Origin of the sequence: Acinetobacter sp. ANC 3813 (genome assembly GCF_002135435.1) — a bacterium.
GTDB lineage: Bacteria > Pseudomonadota > Gammaproteobacteria > Pseudomonadales > Moraxellaceae > Acinetobacter.
Window position 1 is genome coordinate 1 of sequence record NZ_NEGK01000013.1, and the last position, 20,673, is coordinate 20,673.

A 20,673-nucleotide genomic window follows, 5' to 3' on the forward strand; every position below is an offset into this window, starting at 1 on the left:
ATTGCAGGAAGCGCAAGTTCTACAGTTTGCAGACCGCCGTCAATTTCACGCGTCACTTGTACTTTATCGCCGTCAACTTTCACTTCTGAAGCGAAAGTCCCTTGGCCTGCGCCAAGAAGAGCGCCAAGCATTTGACCGACTTGGTTTGAGTCATCATCAATGGCTTGTTTGCCTAGAAGGATTAATTGAGGCTGTTCCGCTTCAACCACACCTTTTAAAATTTTAGCAATTTCAAGCGCGCCTAGCTGGCTGTCATCAGCTTCAACTAAGATACCGCGGTCAGCGCCAAGCGCCATAGAAGAACGGATTTGTTCTTGAGCTTCTTTAGGACCAATAGAAACAACAACGATTTCTGAAACAGTTCCTTTTTCTTTTAAGCGAACCGCTTCTTCCACTGCGATTTCACAGAATGGGTTGATTGACATCTTAACGTTTGTTAAGTCAACACCACTGTTGTCCGGTTTAACACGAACTTTAACGTTGGCATCAACCACACGTTTTACAGCAACAAGAGCCTTCATGTAATCCTCGGCTGTTTTAGCAAATGTAAATATTGAGAAAAGTTATATTAACTCTTCACTTTAAATTTTTTAGGTGCCCTATCTTGCAATGTGATTGGCATTTGGGTCAAGTCACAATTATCGAAAGACCTGTAAAAATCCGTAAAATTCCTTGAACTTGTCGTTCACACTTTTTCAGAATGGTTTTATTTATTTGTTTTCACGACTTATTTAGTTATTTTTTAAGCATTGATTTTTATTATATTTTTACTTGATTAGGATCATCAAAAGATTTGATTTAATATCTTTTTCCGATCAGTCGTGATTCTTTTTTATGCAGAAATGACTGGTGCGCATATCATAGGGTTTGTGTCATTTAAGATAGATGACATATTTTTGTAGCGAATTTATACAATCCATAATTGATTCAAAATTAAAACTGGCGTTATTGCGCTGAAAAATTCTGGACATTTATTTTAAAGCGCAGCGCTCCTGATTATTTTTTAATAAAAAGCCTGCATTTAAAGCAGGCTTTTTATTAAAATGATTGTACAGATTTCAGTTGGAAATGAGCCATACCGCGGCAAGGCCGAGCAATCCGCCTGAGGTGCCATCGATCCATTTTTGTTTACGTGCATCAATCTCGGTTTTTTGCGTAATCTTGGCAAAAACCAAACTTAAACTGCAGTACACAATAAATATCAAAGTAATAAAGACTAAAGATAGATACAGCCCCTGAATTACCGTGTTGCCTGACTGATCTATAAATTGCGGCAAGATCGCAAAATAAATCAGCATGCCTTTCGGGTTTAACAAAGCGGTAAAGAATCCTTTTTTTATAGGATTTGACGCACTTTGCTGTTCAATGCTCAATTTTTTATTGCTGAACACAGATTTGATTAAATGCACCGCCAAATATAAAAGATAAGCGATACCCAGCCAGCGGATGGTTTCAAACAAAATTGGGAAAGAGACAATAATCGCCGCAATGCCTAATGCCACTAAAATCGAATGCACCAAATAGCCTGTGCATACACCAACAGTAGCCATCATGCCTGCTTTTGCATCTTTGCCCATCACTTGAGACAGAATAAACAGCATATCTGGCCCAGGGGTAAAAATTAGCGGAGTAACCGTTAACGCAAAGAGTACTAATACAGACATTTCCTTTTCCTATCACTGTATTGATGGACAAAAATAGTATCTGCGAATTGAACTAAAATAGGATTTCATTTATTCTAATTTTAATGTTAATTTTAGAATATAATTCTAATTTATGAAATTTTCTTCTAAATCAATTCTAGTAAAGCTTGACCGCATTGATAAAAGTATCATTTCTTCTTTACAAAATAATGGACGCATGCAAAACAATGATCTTGCCAAAACCATTGGCCTGTCTCCGTCTTCTTGCCTGCGCCGCGTAAAACTGCTGGAAGAAGCAGGTGTCATTCAAAGCTATACCACGGTAGTCGACCCGCAAAAAATTGGCTTTCAATTGATTTTGTTTTCTCGTATTTGGCTGCTAGGTCAAGATGCTGAAACGATTGATACCTTTATAGAAGCGATGAAAGAGCTGCCTCAGGTCATGGAGTGCTACATTATTCTTGGCGAATGCGATGCCATGCTAAAAGTGGTGGTGCCTGATTTAGAAAGTTACCGTAAATTTCAGTCTACACATTTGACCAAGAAAAACGGCATTACCAGTGTAAAAACCGATGTGCCAAGTCAAATTGTTAAGCAAAGCTATCAGCTGCCACTGGAGGATTTATAAATGTTGCGCTCTGAACTGTACTATTAATAATGAGCTGGTCATCTATTCTTATTTCATTTGAACATGTTTTTTGACGTTTCATGAGGCTACATACAGTTGTGAATCATTGTTTTATCAATCATGATTTTATAGAACCAATAGAAGGTAATATTCTGTATGAAGACCTCTACTACACTTTAGACAATACTGATATTTACTTAAAATTAAAGGATGAATTAATTTTAGAAAGTATAGATTCTTCTATTTAAGATTATGGCTGATCTACAAAACCAAAAAGCGCAGACGCTAGACTTTAAATTATAAAATATATATAAATTAATCTTATAGACTAATTTTCTAAGCTTTGTATGACGTGTATGTAATAGGTTAATTTTAGAAAAACTTTAAAGTTTGGATTGTTTAATGTCTCAAGAATATATAACTCTTTTAAAAATTAGAAAATATTATGTCATTGGTATCCTCATTGGCATTCCAATTTTTTTACTAGTTTTTTTTCAAATCATGGTTTTTTTTAATTTCGGTGTTTCAGTAATTACGCTGCTTTTAATTATTACATGCTTATTTCTTATACTTTTTAGCACCTTATTTTTTCTATCGAAAGACATTTGTCCTTGGTGTAAAGAGAGTTTCTTTAATGGAGCTGCTTCAGGGGATGGAATAAGCCTTATATTTAGAAGAAACTGCCAGCATTGTGGAATGCCAAAAAAAGGGAAAAATCAGCAGGATTGAATCCTTTTTAATATCATAGCGATTATACGATATACCAATTTTAGAACCTTATTAAGGTGCCAAATTAGTATAAGAGTCACTGTTCATCGATTGGCGTGATTACGTAATCATTAAAATAACGAATACTCCGTCAGCAACACCAATATTTATGTTTTCAAAAGCCTCATACATAAAAAAGCGATTTGAATATTCAAACCGCTTTTTTTTAGCACAATATCGCACTTAAACAGGCTGATTTTCTAAAAAATCACGATGAATATGACTTAAATCAATCAGCTCAAACTCAGCCAATCCAAAAATTTCCCAGACAGCCAAAAAGTCTTCTTTTGTGTCAAAGCTTGCTGTTGGTGATTTGCTTTCTTGCCACTGCAAATCTGAAATCCACAAATAATACTGCTGTGTTTCAGCATTCAGCGCTTGAACTTTACCATTGGCATTCACGCCTTGCACTGCAGTATTCGCAGGAAGTAACGGCTCCATGTTCGGCAAGCTAATTTCTACAAAATGCTTAACTTGACGAAGGCCATAGCCTGCAAAAATATCTTTTTGCTTCGCACTGAGCCTGTCATATTTTTCCTGAACATCCAAAATCATGTCTATTGCCTAGTTTCAAATAAAATTTTTATATACAGTTCGCGGAACATCATTTGTTCCCTAAGCGGATTATTGCCGCTGTCCGCTATGCATCAATAAACCTATTTATACGTGAAAAATTGACTTCTTTTTATTCTACGTTAGTTCATATTGCATACATCTGCTGTTTCTTTTTACCTCATTCTGCCATTTTTGGGAAGAGATTGCAGAGGCTATAAGATAGCCACCTGTTTGTTGCAGGTTGATGACATCTGTTGCAAAGCGATAAAGCCGCCTATCAATCAAAATGTTTAATTGATTGTGCATCGCATTTAATAACTGAACCTTTTTGACTCAAAATACGATTAAATTCACAATAATCTTCCAAAAAATTAAATAAAATCTATGGCACAGGGCTTGCATTGATGAAGTTAACTTTAAATCAATGCGGAACAACTCAATGTCAGGCTTCAAAAAAACCCTATTATTCGTATCTTTATCCAGTCTTCTGGCTGCCTGTAATGACTCCAATGAATCCAATTCAAGTGCAGAAAATATAACGCCTGTTCCCTTCAACCCTGTAGAAGCGACCATTGCCGATGTACACCGCTCAATTACCACAAAAGGCGCAAATTGCGTTTCGATTGTGCAAAGCTATTTAGACCGTATAGAAGCCTACGACAAAAAAGGCCCTACATTAAATAGCATTATTGCGGTTAGCCCTACAGCCTTGCAAGAAGCTAAAGCACTGGATGATTACTATCTTAAAACAGGACAATTAAAAGGTGATTTGCACTGCGTCACAGTACTGCCTAAAGATAATATTGATGCTGTAGACATGGCCAATACTGCGGGTTCCAAGGCATTAACTGATAATTTCCCGCTTGATGATGCGTATATGATTAAAAATATTAAAGCACATGGCGGGATTATTCTAGGCAAGGCTAATTTAGATGAATTTGCTTTTGGTTTTGGCGGCAGCTCTAGCAATCCCAATGGCGGGCAAACTAAAAATGTCTATGACTTAAGCAAAGGTCCAGGCGGCTCTTCTGCAGGTACGGGTGCTGCCATTAACGCCAGCTTGGCATTGATTGGCATTGGCACAGATACTGGCGGTTCTATTCGTATTCCATCTGCAGTACAAGGCTTGGTTGGCTTACGCCCCTCACTTCGCCTAGTCAGCCAAGATGGGATTATTCCTTTGGCGCCAACACAAGACACAGCTGGCCCGATGTGCAGAAAAGCGATTGACTGCGCCATATTAATGAACAGCTTAACGGGTTATGACGCCGCAACTTCTTCTAATCAGCGCAATGATTTTGACCGATTATCACCGCTAGTTAGCTCTGCAGCGCAATATAAAACCATGTATTCTGTGCCAGAAAGTTATGTACCTGCAGCAACAGAATCCCTTCAAGGCAAACGCATTGGCATAGTCAAAGCCATGTATGCTCAACCCAATAGCAGCGGTGTAATGACTGAAGACGGCACACTGGTCAATCAGGCCATGGAACAAGCCATTGCCAAATTAACCGCGGCTGGCGCAACGGTAGAAGTCGTCGAAATTAACGATTTATCGAAAATTTTCTCGACCTATTCCAGCCTATCGTCTTATGAGTTTAAAACAGCACTTACAGTTTATTTGCAAAGCACACAGAGTATCTTCAAATCTTATGCAGACTTGCAGCAAAGTGGTTTAATGATTGCGACGTTCAATAATTATGACCGAGATCCAACAGCACAAACCTTCATAGATGGCTATGCCTTGAACACCACTACACGTGCTCCGCATGTGCGCGGCAGTTTAAACAGCGCCTTAGACAATACCGATGCTGCGGGCGAGTTTAAAGGCTTAAGCTATGATGCCTTGGCTTATCCAACCATGACGGCTTTAGCATCTGACTTAGGAAAAGGTCCATCCGCTGGCACCAACAACCGCTTAAGTCCATTCAGCGGATTTCCAGCGCTTTCCATGCCTGCTGCCTCAGTGACATCAACACGCAGCACTTATCCAATGAATGTTAATATTGAATTCATCGCCCGTGAATTTGATGAACCGACTTTATTTAAAATTGCAGTCGCTTTTGAGCAAGTGAATCCAGCTCGCCAAGTTCCTGTTCACACGCCTGCACTCTAAAACTTAGTCACCAGCACATATTTAAAATGGTTACAGATAGGAGCTTCGGCTCCTATTTCTTTTGCTGCGCTCGTGGATGCGCCTGATCATAGACTTGCGCAAGATGGTCAAAATCAACATGCGTATAAATTTGCGTAGTGGTTAAATTACTGTGTCCCAGCATCTCTTGCACGGCGCGTAGATCTCCGCTGTTGGACAGCATATGGCTGGCAAAACAATGCCGCAGCAAATGCGGATGCAGATCTACATTTACCCCAGCACGCAGTGCCTGAAATTTCACTCTATTTTCAATTTGCCGTGCACCAAGCGGATTGCCCTTTTGCGTAATAAAGACATTGGCTTCGGGTACAAAATCGCCATGCCATAAGGGATAAACCTGCAGCCAGTTCATCACTGCATCTTTGGCTTTCGTGCCAAAAGGCACTATGCGGGTTTTATTGCCCTTACCTGTTATGCGCAAAAGCTGACGGTTAAAATCCACATCTTTAATCCGCAGTGACTGAACCTCGGCAAGGCGCAGCCCGCTAGAATACAGCAATTCTAAAATGGCTTTATCACGCAGCCACATTTGCTGCTGAATTTCAGACTCAGGTTCTGGCTGGTCTAAAATTTGATTGACCGTTTCTATATCGACCAAACCCGGCAAAGGCCGTGACTGGCGCTTGAGCTGAAAATCATCTGCCGGATTAAAGCTCATGTATTCGCCCTGTTCCGCCCATTTCATAAACTGGCGGATGGCAGACAGCATACGCTGCAAACTGCTGGAGCTTAATTGAAAACGCTCAACTTTATGCGCCAAATATTCGCGTAAATCTGAAGTTTCTACATCTGCTAAAGGCAAGTTGCGCGTTGCACAAAATTGCATAAAATCCGAAACATCCCGTTCATAAGCCTGCAAGGTATGCTCCGATTGATTTTGAATTTTTCGTTCTTTTAGCCACATGGCCAAAAGTGCTGCAGCATTTTGTTCAAAAGACATTAAATCGCTTTATCCTTCATTATTTTGCTGCGCCAATAAAAACGCATTGATTAAAGCTGCTGTCTCAAATGCATGTTTAGATGCAAATAAATGATCTCCGCCGTCAATCATTTTTAAAATTGAACGTTCAAATTTCAAATGCAGATATTTTCCTATTTCAATCGGGCTGATCAAGTCTGCACTGCCCCACAGCAGCAATACAGGCTGTTTAATGTCTGATAATTGCGCAGAATAATCTAATTGTACATCCACAAACCAATCTGGATTGCTTATATATTGATTCCGATATGCACTGCGCCAGTCTTCAGCTAGAAATGGTGTCAAATCAATGCCGCCAGAAGTCGCAATCAGCACCAAAGCTTTTACCAGCTTGGGCTTTTGCAAGGCAGCCTGCACAGCAAAAATTCCGCCCATGGACTGCGCCACAATCACACATTCCTGTTCAATCTGTGACAAAACATAACGGCTCAGCGTTTCGAAATCAAACACTGCAGGATGATTTGGCTCGCCCGCAAAACCGGGGTAAGCAACGCTATTTTTAGCATACGCTTCCGGCAGCAGTGAAATTAAAGGCTGCCAAAATGCGGTATCTCCAGATGCGCCGGGTAGAAAAATAAGTTGTGTCATTGCACGGCCGAACAAAGCCCATTGAATTTACAGCATAACTGATTTTCGCACATAAAAAAGCACCATCCAATGATAGTGCTTTTCTTTAAAATTGAGTCTTCACTTAGCCTTGGAAATAATTCAAATCCAAACGGCCTTCATAGACATTTGCGGTAGGTCCTGTCATCCAAACAACATCGCCTTCTTTCCACTCAATTTGCAGCTTGCCGCCAGCCAATTCAATTTCCACTGAATTTGCCAGTAAACCGCGGCGCATGCCAGACACAGCTGCAGCGCAAGCGCCTGTACCGCATGCCAATGTTTCGCCAACACCGCGTTCAAATACACGCAAACGCGCATGTTTTTCGTCAATGATCTGCATAAACCCAGCATTCACACGTGCAGGAAAACGCGCGTGCGCTTCCACTTGTGGACCCAGACGCGCAACATCGGCTTCAATGACATCAGGCACAATAGTCACCGCATGCGGGTTGCCCATGCTCACCACATCAATCGTCAGCTCATTGCCGTCTGGCAAACTGAGATCATATAGATTTTCAGGCTCTTCAGCCAAAAATGGAATTTCATGCGGCAGGAATTTTGGATAGCCCATATTCACGCGCACCCAGCCATTTTGACCCAGCTCAGGTTCGACAATACCTGCTTTGGTTTGCACTTTAATTTTGGTTTTTGTGGTCAGCTGACGCTCATGCACAAAACGCGCAAAGCAGCGCACGCCGTTGCCGCACTGCTCCACTTCAGAACCATCGGCATTAAAAATGCGGTATTTGAAGTCTACATTGGGCATATCTGGCGGCTCAACCACCAGCAGCTGGTCAAAGCCAATGCCGAAATGGCGGTCAGCCAAACGCTGAATGGTCAATGTATCTAAATAGGCACGCTGGGTAATCATATCCAGCACCAAAAAATCATTGCCTAGGCCATGCATTTTGGTAAATTCTAATAACATCTCGAATTCCTCCTTAAGGCAGCAGACGTTCACGTTCCCACAATGATTCGATGCTTTCGCGCTCGCGAATCAAATGAGACTGATCGCCATCGACCATCACTTCAGCTGCGCGGCCGCGGCTGTTGTAGTTAGAACTCATCACAAAACCGTATGCGCCTGCGCCTAAAACTGCCAGCACATCATTTTCCTGAATCGCAAGCTTACGCTCTTTACCCAAGAAATCGCCAGTTTCGCAAATCGCGCCAACCACATCCCACTCTTTCGCTTCTGTATCAGTACGCGGCGTCACTTCCTGAATATCCATCCATGCTTCATATAAAGCCGGGCGGATTAAGTCATTCATTGCCGCATCAATAATGGCGAAGTTGCGGTGATTGGTCGGTTTCAGCAGATCCACCTTAGTCAGCAATACGCCTGCATTGGCAGAAATGCTGCGGCCCGGCTCCATATAGACTTTCATGCCTAATTTTTCTAAAGCCGGCTTCATCGCATTGGCATATTCTTCAACCGATGGCGGTGTTTCATCTTTATAAGTCACACCTAAACCGCCGCCAATATCAATATGCTTAAGATTGATACCCAGCTCTTTAAGCTGCGCAATCATCACCATCACACGGTCTAAAGCATCTACAAATGGCTGTGTTTCTGTCAGCTGTGAGCCGATGTGGCAGTCAATGCCAACGACATCTAGATTTGGCAATGACGCAGCGTATTGATACGTTTCGTATACGCTATCTGATGGAATACCGAATTTATTTTCTTTTAAGCCTGTAGAGATATACGGATGCGTTTTTGCATCGACATCCGGATTTACACGCAATGAAATTGGCGCTTGCTTGCCCAGTTTTTCCGCAACTTTTTGAATGCGGTCAAGTTCTGCATAAGACTCTACGTTAAAGCAGGCAATGCCGACTTCCAGCGCTTTTTGAATATCCGCTTCAGTTTTGCCTAGGCCTGAAAATACGATTTTAGACGCATCGCCGCCAGCTTTCAGGACCCGCGCCAATTCGCCGCCAGTCACAATATCAAAGCCTGCGCCCAGCTTAGCCAATACATTCAATACCGCAAGGTTAGAGTTCGACTTGACCGCAAAGCAAATTTGATGATCGATAAAGCCAAATGCACGGTCCATATCCAAATAATGTTTGGCTAAAGTATTTTTGGAATAGACATAAAGCGGCGTGCCATATTGCTCCGCGAGCTGCTGTAATGAACATTGCTCAGCGTGCAAAACCCCATTAATGCGGGTAAAACTCATGAATGTATCCTTGCTTTAAAACAATTAAGGTGTAGTGGTTGAATTCGTATCTTCAGGTGCAGCAGGCTGTTCAACAGGACGCTGCTCACTTTTTTGCTCAGATTTTGGCTGCGCTTCCGTGTCTGAATACAGCAGATATTTAGCACGTTTGTCATAGTTTGGATCATTTGGCAGCTGTAAAGCACCAGACTGACCGCAGCCCGTAAGTCCAAAACCTAGGGCGCATAAACTCATGCAGCAAATGATTTGGCGCATCTGTTCACCTATCCATATTTTCAAAGAAGTATAGCGCAATCATGTTCATGACCGAAGCGCTAAACGCTAGAGATTAGCTTTAGTCATAAAAAAACGCCAGTCTAAGGCTGGCGTTTTTTTATTTTAATTGGATTATTTATGTTTCGGTTTGAAGAAACCAAAATAACCGATAATCAAAATTACAAACCAGATTGGGCTAACCATCAATGCCTTCATGGTGTCTGCTTCTAAAGAAAGCACATAAATCATGCCAATAAAGAAGATGATCACCACCCAGCAGGTAAACAAACCGCCAGGAAGTTTAAAGGTCGATTTCGCATGCAGCTCTGGACGGGTTTTGTAGTAAACGATATAGCTCCAAATAATCATCAGCCATACACAGATAAACAAAATGGTTGATAGCGTCGTTGCCAAAGTGAAAGCTTCAACGGTATTTGGCACAAAATACTGCAGCGCCGCACCAAGCAGCAAACATACTGCAGAGAAGTACAATGCATTTGCTGGAACTGCGCGTTTGTTCAGGTGACCAAATACTTTTGGGCCCTGCTCTTCACGAGACAGACCAAACAGCATACGCGATGTAGAGAACACGCCGCTGTTCATTGAAGACATTACAGAAGACAGCACCACCAAGTTCATAATGATTGCCGCAGCAGCAATACCCGCTTGGCTGAACAAGTTAACAAATGGCGAAATGGTTGGATCAATTTTATTCCATGGCGTTACAGACATTACAATGACCAATGCCAATACATAGAAAATAATGATACGGATTGGAATTGAGTTCACCGCCTTCGGCAAGTTTTTCTCAGGATCTTTAGTTTCCGCAGCAGTCGTACCCACCAGCTCTACACCCACAAAGGCGAAGATCGCAATTTGGAAACCCGCCAAGAAGCCTGTTACCCCTGTCGGGAATAAGCCGCCATGTGACCAAAGATGCGTAAATGAAGCGATCTCACCTGTTGTTGATGAGAAGCCTGTAAAGATCATCCATAAGCCGACACCAATTAAGACGACAATCGCAATAATCTTAATTAAGGCAAACCAGAACTCCAGCTCACCGAACAGCTTCACGGTCACCAAGTTCAAGCCCATAATAAAGACAATGGCCGCAATACTGATCATCACTCCTTCTTCTGGCGAGAATGGGTTGCCTCCATTAAAGAACTGCAGGTAGTAAATAATCGCGGATAAGTCAGCAATACCAATCGTGATCCAGCACAGCCAATAGGTCCATCCGACAAAATAGCCAGCCCATGGACCAATTAAATCAGTTGAAAAATCGATAAATGATTTGTAATGAAGGTTAGACAATAACAATTCGCCAAGCGCGCGCATGACGAAAAACACCATAAAACCAATAATCATGTAGATCAGCAAAATAGATGGACCAGCCAAGCTGATCGTTTTACCTGACCCCATGAATAAACCCGTACCAATTGCACCGCCAATGGCGATTAATTGCAAATGACGGTTAGATAAACTTCGTTGTAGTTCACTATCTTCGGTAGTCGAACTGAGGTTTTCATTTGACATTGTTATTTTGTCTCTCAGAATTCAGTGTGTAAAAGTAGCCCAAAAAAATAAAAATAAAAAAAGGTTTTTGGGCGATTAGCTGATATTTTTGACGTCTAATCACGTTTTAGATGTTTTTTTAAACAATACCACCAGTTTCCTTTTCTAATTTGCTCTGTCCTTGATGAATTAGCAGTTTGCATGCCAATTTTAATTCTGGAGAGAAAATGCCCAAAAAATTGTTTTTATAAGCCGCTATTGCTACATTCTCTCCATCTATAATTCTTATACACAAGCTACATGAGTAAAGTCAAAACTGTTTACCGATGTGAACAATGCGGGACAGACCATCCTAAATGGGCAGGTCAATGTTCGGACTGCGGAGAATGGAACTCGCTTTCAGAAGTCAGTATTGCGCCTGCGGCAAGTCACCGTGCGCAGCCAAAAATAGGCGGAGGCTACGCAGGCCAAGCTGCAGCTGTCACCACCTTAAATAAAGTTTCAGTTTCACGTGAATCTCGTTTAGAAACAGGCATCGGTGAATTTGACCGGGTATTGGGCGGCGGTTTGGTCACAGGCTCAGTGGTGCTGATTGGCGGCGATCCCGGCATTGGTAAATCCACTATTCTTTTGCAAACAGCAACCCACATGGCGGCGGCTAAGAGTTCTGCTTTATATGTCACAGGTGAAGAATCTTTATCGCAAGTTGCCCTGCGTGCGCACCGTTTAGATTTGCCGACAGACCAGCTGAAAGTCATGGCTGAAACCTGTGTAGAACGCATTTGCGAGGTTTTGGCGCATGAACGGCCTGCTGTGGCGATTCTAGACTCCATTCAAACTCTCTATACCGAAACCTTGCAATCTGCACCGGGCGGTGTCTCACAAATCCGTGAATCTGCCGCAATATTGACCCGTTTTGCTAAAAATAGCGGCACTGCGCTGTTCATTGTGGGGCATGTGACCAAAGAAGGTTCATTAGCGGGCCCGCGTGTTTTGGAACATATGGTGGACTGCGTGCTGTATTTTGAGGGGCAGTCCGATTCTCGTTTCCGAATGATCCGCGCAGTCAAAAACCGTTTTGGCGCAGTCAATGAACTGGGCGTATTTGGCATGACCGATAAAGGTCTGCGCGAAGTCTCCAACCCTTCTGCAATCTTCCTAAGCCGTTATGATGAAGCCATCCCCGGTTCAATTGTCATGATCAGCCGTGAAGGCACGCGTCCGCTTTTGGTCGAGGTTCAGGCGCTGGTCGATGATTCTCAGGGGCAGCCGCGCCGTGTTGCTCTTGGCTTAGAACAAAACCGCTTAAATATGCTGCTTGCCGTGATGCACCGTCATGGCGGCGTGCAAACCTCTGGACAAGATGTATATGTCAATATTGTCGGCGGTTTAAAAATTACCGAAACAGGGTCTGACTTGGCTGTATTGCTGGCCTGCGCATCCAGCATCCGCGGCAAAGCGCTGCCGCAGCAGCTGGCAGTGTTTGGCGAAGTGGGTTTGTCTGGTGAAATCCGTCCTGTGCCGAATGGTCAGGAACGCTTAAAAGAAGCGATAAAACATGGCTTTAAACATATTATTTTACCGCGCGGCAATGCCCCGCAAAGTCCAATTCCGGGTGTAAACATTGTATCTGTAGCGCGTTTGCATGAAGCGCTGACCGAAGCGATGAACCTGAGTGAAGAACTGACTTAATCGCTATTTCATGTCTTAAATCGTTTTTTTAATAAAAAAAACGATTTTTCTATTGAAATTCAGCGCTAAAGACTGCATAAATACAGGGCGATATTTTATTTTTAAATAGGAAAATTTAATGGAAGTTCGACAGCGTGGTTTGATTGCAGGCTTTTTAACTGCAGCGTTATTGGTTGCGCCTTTAGCAGCAGAAGCAAAACGTGCGGGTGGCGGTAAAAGCCACGGTATGAGCCGTCAAGCTGCTCCAGCTCAGTCTTACCAACAGCCGCGTCAAGCTGCTCCAGTTCAACAGCCTGCAACAGCGGGTGCTCCAGCAAAATCAGGTTCTAATGTTGGCGGTATGGTTGCTGCTGGTGTAGCTGGTGCTGCTATTGGCGCAGTCGCTGCTAATGCAATGGCTGATGACCGCGCAGCTTCTGAAGCTCAAGCAGCTGAAGAGGAAAAAGGCGGCATTCCAAGCTGGATCTGGATTTTACTTGCTGCAGCCGCTGCCTTCTTTATTTTCCGTAAGTTTGGCGCAAAAAAAAAACTAACCAATAACCCGTATGCACCGAACAGCGGCGCACCAGGTACAGGTTCTGTGAATAACGGACCTTTTGGTCAGCAAAATGCTGCGCCGCGTTCAGCATCTGGCGACAATACCAATATTTTTGGTCAGTCTGTTGGCGGGTCTACTGCGTCTCAAGCGCCTGTAAACAACGCGCCTTTTGCTGGCGGCGTATATACCAATTCTGGCAGCCAATTGCCAGACGGTACTGAGCCTGCTGCATTTTTACGTGTTGCCCGTCAGCGCTTTAACCATATTCAGTCAATGAATACTGCAAGCAATATTGCAGAAATTCAACGCTACTTAACACCAGATCTATACCAGTCAATGTATAACGACATTATGGCGAATCAAGATCAGGACGTAGCTGAGTTTTCTAATTTAAATGCGATGGTTGCTGATTCTTCGACTGAAAATGGTCAATATGTTGTCAGCGTGCGCTTTACTGGTACAGTGAGTGAAGATCTAAACAGCTTGCCGCAGCCATTTGCTGAAATCTGGCACTTTGTTAAACCTGCGGGTTCTAGCGAAGACTGGAAAGTAGCAGGCATTCAGCAAGAAGGCTAACGCCCAATTTAAAAAAAAATAGCAGCTTCGGCTGCTTTTTTTTTTTGCAAGTTTTACCGAGATTCTCAGAGTTAATCGATCACTGCATTCATCAGCAGCTTCATCAATTCACTTTGTGAGGAGCAATGCATTTTCAAATAAATTTGCTTTAAATATGTGCGCACAGTGCTTAAGGTTAAATGACTGACTTCTGCAATCTCAGCTAAATCCAGCCCCTGAAAAAAATGCATGCAGACCTGTATTTCTCTAGGTGTTAACTGATACAGCTGCTTTAAATATTTTGCCTCCAGACTGCGCTTTTGGTTCAGCTGCTTAAAAAATACTGCCAGCACTTTCGGCCCCGCGCCAATGCGTTGATGCACTGCGTTTTGATCAATCGCGCTAATATTCAGGGTCAATATTTCTTGCTGGTCCTGTCCGTACATCACTAAATTGCGATCCAATCCAGAGTCATCCGCCAGCGCTTCCAAAAGCAGCTTGCTTAACTTATTTTGAAACTCGCCCTGCGCTTTTAAAACGTGCTTCTGGCTGACATTTAATAAAGATGACTTTTCCAGCAGCTGCGATGCATAGGCATTTTGATAAAAAACTTTCTGGTCATGCGTCAGTAAAATTACGCCAGTGCTAAAGCAGTCAAAAATCTTAAACAGCTGTGAGTGGTATTCATTATTTTGGGGTTGATACAGCGTCAGCATGACCAAAGGGCGTGTGCCAAAAGTCAATTTTTCCTGCGCAGAGACCAGCAGGTTTAAAAACAGATAAGCCACCCTGCCCTGATCATCTATAAGCTGAATGCAGCGCTCATTGAGAAGCTGATCTGAAATCTGCCTGCGCAGTAAAAATTCGATATGGTAAAAATGCTCTTCCAGCTGCGCATTAAATGGTTCGGCCAGCTGCAGCATTTTGGTTTTCTGCTGAATGCTCAGCAAATCTCCTTGCTGAATAATCCGATGCATCGCTTGATTATTGTGCACCATCTGACCAGACAAATTCAGCAGCATGATGGGCTGAGGCAATTTATCAATCAAGGTATAACCAGCTATAGACTGCGCTTCGAATTCAAACTGATGGCGCTGTACAGCAACCAGACGCCGCAGATGAATATTTAAAGTATCTAAAAAGTGAAGCTCCTCTGCATTTAAAGGCTTGCGTTTTGCAGTCGTGCTTACACTCCAAAATATGCACAGCTTTTCATCGCGTATCAGTTCATGCGATGCCACATAGCGCAGCCCAATCGGCAGTAAAATCAGCTGATACAAATCCGAAGACTGCACAAACTCTTCCGTGACATGGGTATGACATTGATACCAGCCCTGCCGCTGCGGATTTAAAAATACAGGCCAGCGCGGATCAGCTTCAAGCGGGAAACGCAGATAATTCAGTTCTGCCTGAGCATAAAGCTCACGCGCCAAATCGCCCATGCCGTGGCTAAAGGATAAAACATTATACGAAAAATCAATGGCCTGAAGATGCACATAGGAGGCATCTAAGATATGCAGCAAAATTTTGGCAAATTTATCCCATGCCGTGGGGTCAGAAGGTATTTGATAAATGAGATCAATCAAAACATCTTGCTGATTTTGAAATACAGTGCCCATTCGTTTTCTACTTTTTATTCGTAAGGGTGCCTGAAATAAAAATTAACTGTTTGTGAAGATTTTATAAAGAAATAAATCTGTTTTTTTGTCAGCTCAATCTCTGCGGGTAGGATAAAAGCTTATGCAAAAGAGTTTCAATGGGTGCTAAATCTCAGAAAATACTCATAAATCTGCTTAAATTTTAGTTTTACTGTTTTAAATCTAAATGTTAATTGTTATCATTTCCAATAATATGTATTAATTTTTTGATTTCACAGTCTGTCTTATGAATAGCCCGCCACTTGATGCTGCAGAAAGCTTAGCTAAAGCGTTTCCTGCCCAAAAAAGCAAAGCTGGATCATCTCTGCTTAGCTACCGTTTTATGATTTTCTACCGTTTTATACTCGCACTGGTTGGCGGCTATATTTTGGCAAGCTTAAGTGCTGTACTCATTGCGCAATACTTTGCTGACCATCGCTCAAGCGCAGCAATGGCCTCTACCCTGATTGCATTTTGCGTGCAGGCAGGCGCTTTTATTTGGGTCTTTATGGTCAATAAAACCCTTAAAGCAAGTTTAGGCATCTTTATACCAAGCTTGGTTATTTTCTTTCTAATCAAATTTTTAGGAAATTAAGATGCGTCCAGATGCCAAAGCGGAAGGACCGCGTCAATCCATGTCATGGCTGCACACTTGGGCCAGCTTAATTTTAGGCTGGCTTTTGTACGCGATTTTTGTCACAGGCACACTCAGCTTCTTTCAAAATGAAATCACCGTTTGGATGAAACCTGAGCTGCATCAATCTGTACCGCACGCCGCGCAAACCCAGCAAACTCAAGTTGCTTTAGATTATTTACAGCAAAATCATCCGCACGCAGCCAGCTGGAATATCCAGCTGCCGAATACGCGTCAAAATACTACGCTGATTACGGTCCGTGAAGCAGGTGAAGATCTAAATGCCCGCCGCGGCGGAAAGCGGATTACCATTGACAGTGCAACAGGTGAAGTTTTGGAAGCGCGTGAAACCCGCGGCGGCAGTTTCCTCTATAGATTCCATTTTGAACTCTATGGCATGCCGCGCATCTGGGCGCGCTGGATTGTTGGCATTGCAACGCTGCTGATGCTGGTCGCAATGATCAGCGGTGTGATTACCCATAAAAAAATCTTTAAAGATTTCTTTACTTTCCGCTCAGGCAAAGGCCAGCGTTCATGGCTGGATGCACATAATGCAACAGCAGTATTTGCATTGCCTTTCCATATCATGATTACCTTCAGCGGCTTGCTTTTACTGCTGTTCACCATCATGCCTTGGGGTATTGAACGTATCTATGAAAACCGCGGCGCCTTTTTACAGGATCAACGCAAAGCCTTAGTCGAAACGCCCGAACAAGCGCAATCGCGCAGTGAAGGCCGTGGTGAAAATACTCAAGGCCAAAATGCCCGTGGTGAAAACCGGGACAATAATGCTCAAGGCCAAATGGCCCGCGGAGAGCGCGGTGAAAACCGCCGCAAGCAAAAACCTCAGCCTGCGCCATTGGCTGACTTAACGCCTATGCTGACTTATGCGCAGCTGGAGTGGAAAGACAATCCTGTTGGCAACATTAAAATTACAGCGCCCAATACCACCCGCGCCAAAGTTGAACTGCAAGCATTGCATGGCGAAAGCGTTGCCTACCGCAGTGTCTATCAGAGCATGCAGTTTAATGGTGTCAGCGGAGAAAATACGACTGATGAATCAGCAAAACTGAGAAGCCCTTCAGTACCCATGGGTATTTATAATGTAGTGACCACACTGCATGAAGCACGCGGTGTAGACATTGCATTGCGCTGGCTGCTTTTCCTTTCAGGGATTATCGGCACTTTAATGGTGGCGACAGGCCTCATTCTGTGGTGTGTAAAACGCGCGCCTCAGCAGCAGAAACAAGGCTATAAATCATTTGGCTACCGTACTGCAGAAGTGACCAATATTGCTGCCATTATTGGTTTGCCTATTGCCTGCGCGGGTTATTTCTATGGAAACCGCTTAATTTCCGCCAGTGCAGAAAACCGTGCAGATTTGGAAATCCGCGCATTCTTTATGGTCTGGCTCATTACACTAATTTATGCAGCCATCCGCAAGCACCGTCAGGCATGGCTAGAACTTCTGGCATTTGCAGCCGCTGCTTTCGCTTTGCTTCCAATTGTTAACTTTATGACGGGCGGACAGCCGCTTTGGAATACCATTGCCAATGGTCAATGGGTCATTGCCTGTTTTGATCTGGCCTTGTGGATCTTAGCGCTGTTATTTGCCTATTCATTCTATAAAGTGAAAAAGCATAAAGGCCTGCCTGCCAAAAAAGGCAAAGTTGCGGCTCAGGAGATTAAAACATGATGTTCTTTCTTCTGAATTGGGCTTTAACTGCCCTCGGTTTCTTTGCGCTTGCAAGTTCAATGTCTAAACACCAAAAGCAAATTTACGGTCAAGAACTGACTGCTGGCAAAACAAAGCTAGCAATTCTTGTTGGATGGATACTCTTGCTTTTAAGTTTGGTAATTTGCCTTGCTTCTGGCCCAATCAGCAATATGATCAGCTATTGGATAGGCGCATTAAGCTTTGCCGCCTTGTTTATTGGCCTTTGCCTGAGCTATCTGGACAAAAAATTGGAAGTGATAGCCGTCATCTTAGCCATACTCAGTGTTGCTTTCGCCTTAATTTATTTCCTATAAATATTCTGCTGCAGCCCAAAGCCAATCTTCGGATTGGCTTTTTTGATGGCAAAGCATTAGGCTATGCCAAATCTGCACTTTTGGAACTCCTATGTCTGACCTTCCTATTTCTACAGCTTTATTTAACCGCGCGATGGCGGGCAATAAAGACGCCCAATTTGAACTGGCTGAAATCTATATGCAAAGTGAAAAAGAAGAGCATATTGAATTGGCTGAAGAGTGGGCATTGAAGGCTGCACAGCTGGGTCAGGTTGAAGCGATGTATTGGTTGGGCGAAGGCTATGCAGTCTATGCCAAAGATATGCTTGAAGAAGATCCTGAAGAATCGAAAACTTATTTTGAACATGCGCACCGCTGGCTTCAGCAGGCAGCAAAACATAACCACCCTACCGCTCTTTTAGAACTGGCGAATTTTTACCGTCGCGGCGATGTCGTTGAAAAAGACGTTGCCAAGTCGATTGAACTGGTTGAACAGTCAGCTAAATTGGGTGAAGTTCAAGCTATGCGAGATTTAGCGTTTATTTATGCCAATGGTTTAGGCATTGACGCTGATGAAGAAAAAGCTGATTTCTGGAATGAAAAAGCCAATGCAGCTGAACAACCTGAAGCTTAAAGCTCAATGAATAAAGCCCATCTCTTGATGGGCTTTATTCATTTAACAATGCGGCTCAGTTCGCCATATAGTCATTTACATCCACAGTAATAACTTGTCGGCAAATGCCCTCTGCGCCACGCTGCTGTTCAAACACTTCTGCTGGCATGGCATCAAAACTGTCAAAAAAACTGATTTCTGTTTGGTCGATGTCATACACCAAAGAATGATTCCCGACTCCTTCTAGAGTATCGTAATAGACAATCACAAACTGATTTTGCTCAAAGGCCTGCTGAATTTCTGCATAGCCAATTGCAGGCAGGACAGGTAATTCCAATTGTTCAGCTTCTGCATAGCTGCGTTTTTCACTGTCTTGCAAATCTGGATCATGCTCTGTGTGAAACTGCACCTGAAAGCCAAACTTTTTCAGTCCTACGGCCAAACCGATGGTCGTTGTTCCATGTCCAGCTTCGTAGCAGCAAACCTCGACCAGCTGCTGAATGTCTACATCTATACCTAAATGCTGCAGCAGCATCCAAACAGCATAAATGCCGCCATTGGCTTCTAAATTCGCCAATTCATCAGGTATTTCCATCGACATAATCAAAACTCAAAATTTGCTTTATCTGATGATAAACAAATCAAGGCGGTTTTGCCTGCAAGATTTAATCATTGCCCGATTTCACATGCACAAAAATGATATTCAAATCCTGTTTAGGTACAAAATTCCTTTCTGTTATTTGAAACTGCGTGGCACTTATTTTCTTCACTTGACCTGCCCAGCAAAAAGAGACCAGCTCTCCTGCATCACGCTCTATCGTTAATTTAAATTTTTGAATAGGTTTTGCCCAATTCGCCCCTGTTTTTAAGATATAGCCCAACGCTTGAAATGGCGCATGCTGTGATTTGGCCTTTTTTAGTCCTGCCTTAAAGTTTTGATCCATGCAGTACGCTTTACTATCTTCTTCCGGATATAAAGCCACAGAGCCGCCCACCAATGGTGAGTATTGGTGCTGCACATGAGTTAAAGCATTGGCTTTAAAGGTTTGCTTCCAGCTGTAAATGACTTGTGAAGACCATGCGATGGCCTGCTCTTTGTCTTTGGGCAAGACTTTTTGTAATTCTCTATTTTTACAATTGCGCATTTTTTTCTCAAAATTTTCGTACTCATAGTCCAAGCGATTCCATGGATTCAGCAATTCTTTTTCGCTAAAACCGCATTTCTTAAATGCAGTGGTCAAATCGACAGGCGCTGATTTGTCATCCTGCTGTATAAAAACGCGCACATGCATTTCAGGCTGAATTGATTTTCCATTCACCTGAACGTTAAAACTTTTAAGCAGTTTATCTGTATCCGCAAAATCTGATTCAAAGAAATTTTCAACTTTTGGCAACGGAAACAAAATCGTTTCAGTCACATCTTTATTGCTCAGATTTTTAAACTGATAATCGACTTTTATCATTTTTTTACTAATAAATAGGTCTTCACTGAACATTTGTATGTCTTTATTTTTCAGGTACTGTACGCCGCCAGTTGCTACGTAGCCCGTTGAGTCATTGGATATGGCAAGAACTGGCCAAAACATCAATATAGCCATTAAGGGTTTAATCATTCTTCTTATACTCCCAACTGATTTATTAAATTTAAATACTCACAGCCTAATTTTACAGATCAAGAAATCTATAAGTCAGATATTAAGC

Annotated in this window: 21 protein-coding genes; 9 read left to right on the forward strand and 12 right to left on the reverse strand. The window is 42.8% G+C overall.

Features of this window, described 5'->3' with window-relative positions; translation table 11 throughout:
* Together B9T34_RS16485 and B9T34_RS16490 are read right to left on the reverse strand one after the other, a co-directional pair.
* On the reverse strand, positions 1-521 hold a 521-nt coding region (locus B9T34_RS16485; RefSeq protein ID WP_086214229.1), incomplete at its 3' end, for an electron transfer flavoprotein subunit beta/FixA family protein.
* A gap of 537 nt (positions 522-1,058) precedes the next feature.
* Positions 1,059-1,664, reverse strand: a complete 606-nt coding sequence (locus B9T34_RS16490; RefSeq protein WP_086214230.1) for a LysE family translocator — start codon at positions 1,662-1,664, stop codon at positions 1,059-1,061.
* Positions 1,665-1,776: 112 nt separating this feature from the next.
* On the opposite strand from B9T34_RS16490, the gene B9T34_RS16495 reads away from it, so the two are divergent.
* Together B9T34_RS16495 and B9T34_RS16500 are read left to right on the forward strand one after the other, a co-directional pair.
* On the forward strand, positions 1,777-2,271 hold the full coding sequence (locus B9T34_RS16495) for an Lrp/AsnC family transcriptional regulator (protein WP_086214231.1): 495 nt from the start codon (positions 1,777-1,779) through the stop codon (positions 2,269-2,271).
* Between the two features lie 402 nt (positions 2,272-2,673).
* Positions 2,674-3,000, forward strand: coding sequence for a hypothetical protein (locus B9T34_RS16500; protein WP_086214232.1), 327 nt, complete (start codon positions 2,674-2,676; stop codon positions 2,998-3,000).
* Between the two features lie 222 nt (positions 3,001-3,222).
* Here the strand turns inward: B9T34_RS16500 and B9T34_RS16505 are convergent, their stop codons facing one another.
* On the reverse strand, positions 3,223-3,594 hold the full coding sequence (locus B9T34_RS16505; protein WP_086214233.1) for a hypothetical protein: 372 nt from the start codon (positions 3,592-3,594) through the stop codon (positions 3,223-3,225).
* 439 nt (positions 3,595-4,033) lie between these two features.
* Between B9T34_RS16505 and B9T34_RS16510 the strand changes: the two genes are divergently transcribed.
* Positions 4,034-5,710: an amidase gene (locus tag B9T34_RS16510; protein WP_086214234.1), complete on the forward strand. Its 1,677-nt coding sequence runs from the start codon at positions 4,034-4,036 to the stop codon at positions 5,708-5,710.
* Positions 5,711-5,762: 52 nt separating this feature from the next.
* Here B9T34_RS16510 and xerA read toward each other — a convergent pair whose 3' ends face one another.
* The 6 genes from xerA to B9T34_RS16540 all read right to left on the reverse strand — a co-directional run bounded on the left by xerA (position 5,763) and on the right by B9T34_RS16540 (position 11,314).
* The gene (gene xerA, locus B9T34_RS16515) at positions 5,763-6,689 is read right to left on the reverse strand and encodes a site-specific tyrosine recombinase/integron integrase (protein WP_086214235.1); all 927 of its coding nucleotides are present in this window, start codon (positions 6,687-6,689) and stop codon (positions 5,763-5,765) included.
* Between the two features lie 9 nt (positions 6,690-6,698).
* Positions 6,699-7,316: an alpha/beta fold hydrolase gene (locus B9T34_RS16520; protein WP_086214236.1), complete on the reverse strand. Its 618-nt coding sequence runs from the start codon at positions 7,314-7,316 to the stop codon at positions 6,699-6,701.
* Between the two features lie 103 nt (positions 7,317-7,419).
* On the reverse strand, positions 7,420-8,265 hold the full coding sequence (gene dapF, locus B9T34_RS16525) for a diaminopimelate epimerase (protein WP_086214237.1): 846 nt from the start codon (positions 8,263-8,265) through the stop codon (positions 7,420-7,422).
* Between the two features lie 13 nt (positions 8,266-8,278).
* Entirely contained in the window at positions 8,279-9,523 is a 1,245-nt protein-coding gene (gene lysA, locus B9T34_RS16530; protein ID WP_086214238.1) for a diaminopimelate decarboxylase, read from the reverse strand.
* 24 nt (positions 9,524-9,547) lie between these two features.
* Positions 9,548-9,778 carry an LPS translocon maturation chaperone LptM gene (gene lptM, locus B9T34_RS16535; RefSeq protein WP_086214239.1) on the reverse strand — a complete coding sequence of 77 codons (231 nt, stop codon included), beginning with the start codon at positions 9,776-9,778 and terminating at the stop codon, positions 9,548-9,550.
* Positions 9,779-9,910: 132 nt separating this feature from the next.
* On the reverse strand, positions 9,911-11,314 hold the full coding sequence (locus B9T34_RS16540) for an amino acid permease (RefSeq protein WP_086214240.1): 1,404 nt from the start codon (positions 11,312-11,314) through the stop codon (positions 9,911-9,913).
* Between the two features lie 279 nt (positions 11,315-11,593).
* Here B9T34_RS16540 and radA point away from each other — a divergent pair, with 279 nt between their 5' ends.
* Positions 11,594-12,985, forward strand: coding sequence for a DNA repair protein RadA (gene radA, locus B9T34_RS16545; protein WP_086214241.1), 1,392 nt, complete (start codon positions 11,594-11,596; stop codon positions 12,983-12,985).
* Between the two features lie 118 nt (positions 12,986-13,103).
* Positions 13,104-14,099 (forward strand): Tim44 domain-containing protein, encoded by a 996-nt coding sequence (locus B9T34_RS16550; protein ID WP_086214242.1) that lies wholly within the window; start codon positions 13,104-13,106, stop codon positions 14,097-14,099.
* Positions 14,100-14,170: 71 nt separating this feature from the next.
* On the opposite strand, the gene B9T34_RS16555 is transcribed toward B9T34_RS16550, so the two are convergent.
* Complete coding sequence (locus B9T34_RS16555) at positions 14,171-15,697, reverse strand: helix-turn-helix transcriptional regulator (RefSeq protein WP_086214243.1); 1,527 nt, start codon at positions 15,695-15,697, stop codon at positions 14,171-14,173.
* A 265-nt stretch (positions 15,698-15,962) separates the two neighbouring features.
* Between B9T34_RS16555 and B9T34_RS16560 the strand changes: the two genes are divergently transcribed.
* From B9T34_RS16560 to B9T34_RS16575, 4 genes are all read left to right on the forward strand, one after another.
* The gene (locus B9T34_RS16560) at positions 15,963-16,310 is read left to right on the forward strand and encodes a hypothetical protein (RefSeq protein ID WP_086214244.1); all 348 of its coding nucleotides are present in this window, start codon (positions 15,963-15,965) and stop codon (positions 16,308-16,310) included.
* Between the two features lies 1 nt (position 16,311).
* On the forward strand, positions 16,312-18,045 hold the full coding sequence (locus B9T34_RS16565) for a PepSY-associated TM helix domain-containing protein (RefSeq protein ID WP_086214245.1): 1,734 nt from the start codon (positions 16,312-16,314) through the stop codon (positions 18,043-18,045).
* A complete protein-coding gene (locus B9T34_RS16570) occupies positions 18,042-18,380 on the forward strand; it encodes a DUF3325 domain-containing protein (protein WP_086214246.1) in 339 nt (112 codons plus the stop codon). The genes B9T34_RS16565 and B9T34_RS16570 overlap by 4 nt, the downstream gene beginning before the upstream one ends.
* 91 nt (positions 18,381-18,471) lie before the next feature.
* Positions 18,472-18,993, forward strand: a complete 522-nt coding sequence (locus B9T34_RS16575; RefSeq protein ID WP_086214247.1) for a tetratricopeptide repeat protein — start codon at positions 18,472-18,474, stop codon at positions 18,991-18,993.
* 55 nt (positions 18,994-19,048) lie between these two features.
* Here B9T34_RS16575 and B9T34_RS16580 read toward each other — a convergent pair whose 3' ends face one another.
* Both B9T34_RS16580 and B9T34_RS16585 read right to left on the reverse strand, forming a co-directional pair.
* Complete coding sequence (locus B9T34_RS16580; RefSeq protein WP_086214248.1) at positions 19,049-19,573, reverse strand: cysteine peptidase family C39 domain-containing protein; 525 nt, start codon at positions 19,571-19,573, stop codon at positions 19,049-19,051.
* Between the two features lie 64 nt (positions 19,574-19,637).
* Positions 19,638-20,585 (reverse strand): DUF4424 family protein, encoded by a 948-nt coding sequence (locus tag B9T34_RS16585; RefSeq protein WP_086214249.1) that lies wholly within the window; start codon positions 20,583-20,585, stop codon positions 19,638-19,640.
* Positions 20,586-20,673: the final 88 nt, after the last annotated feature.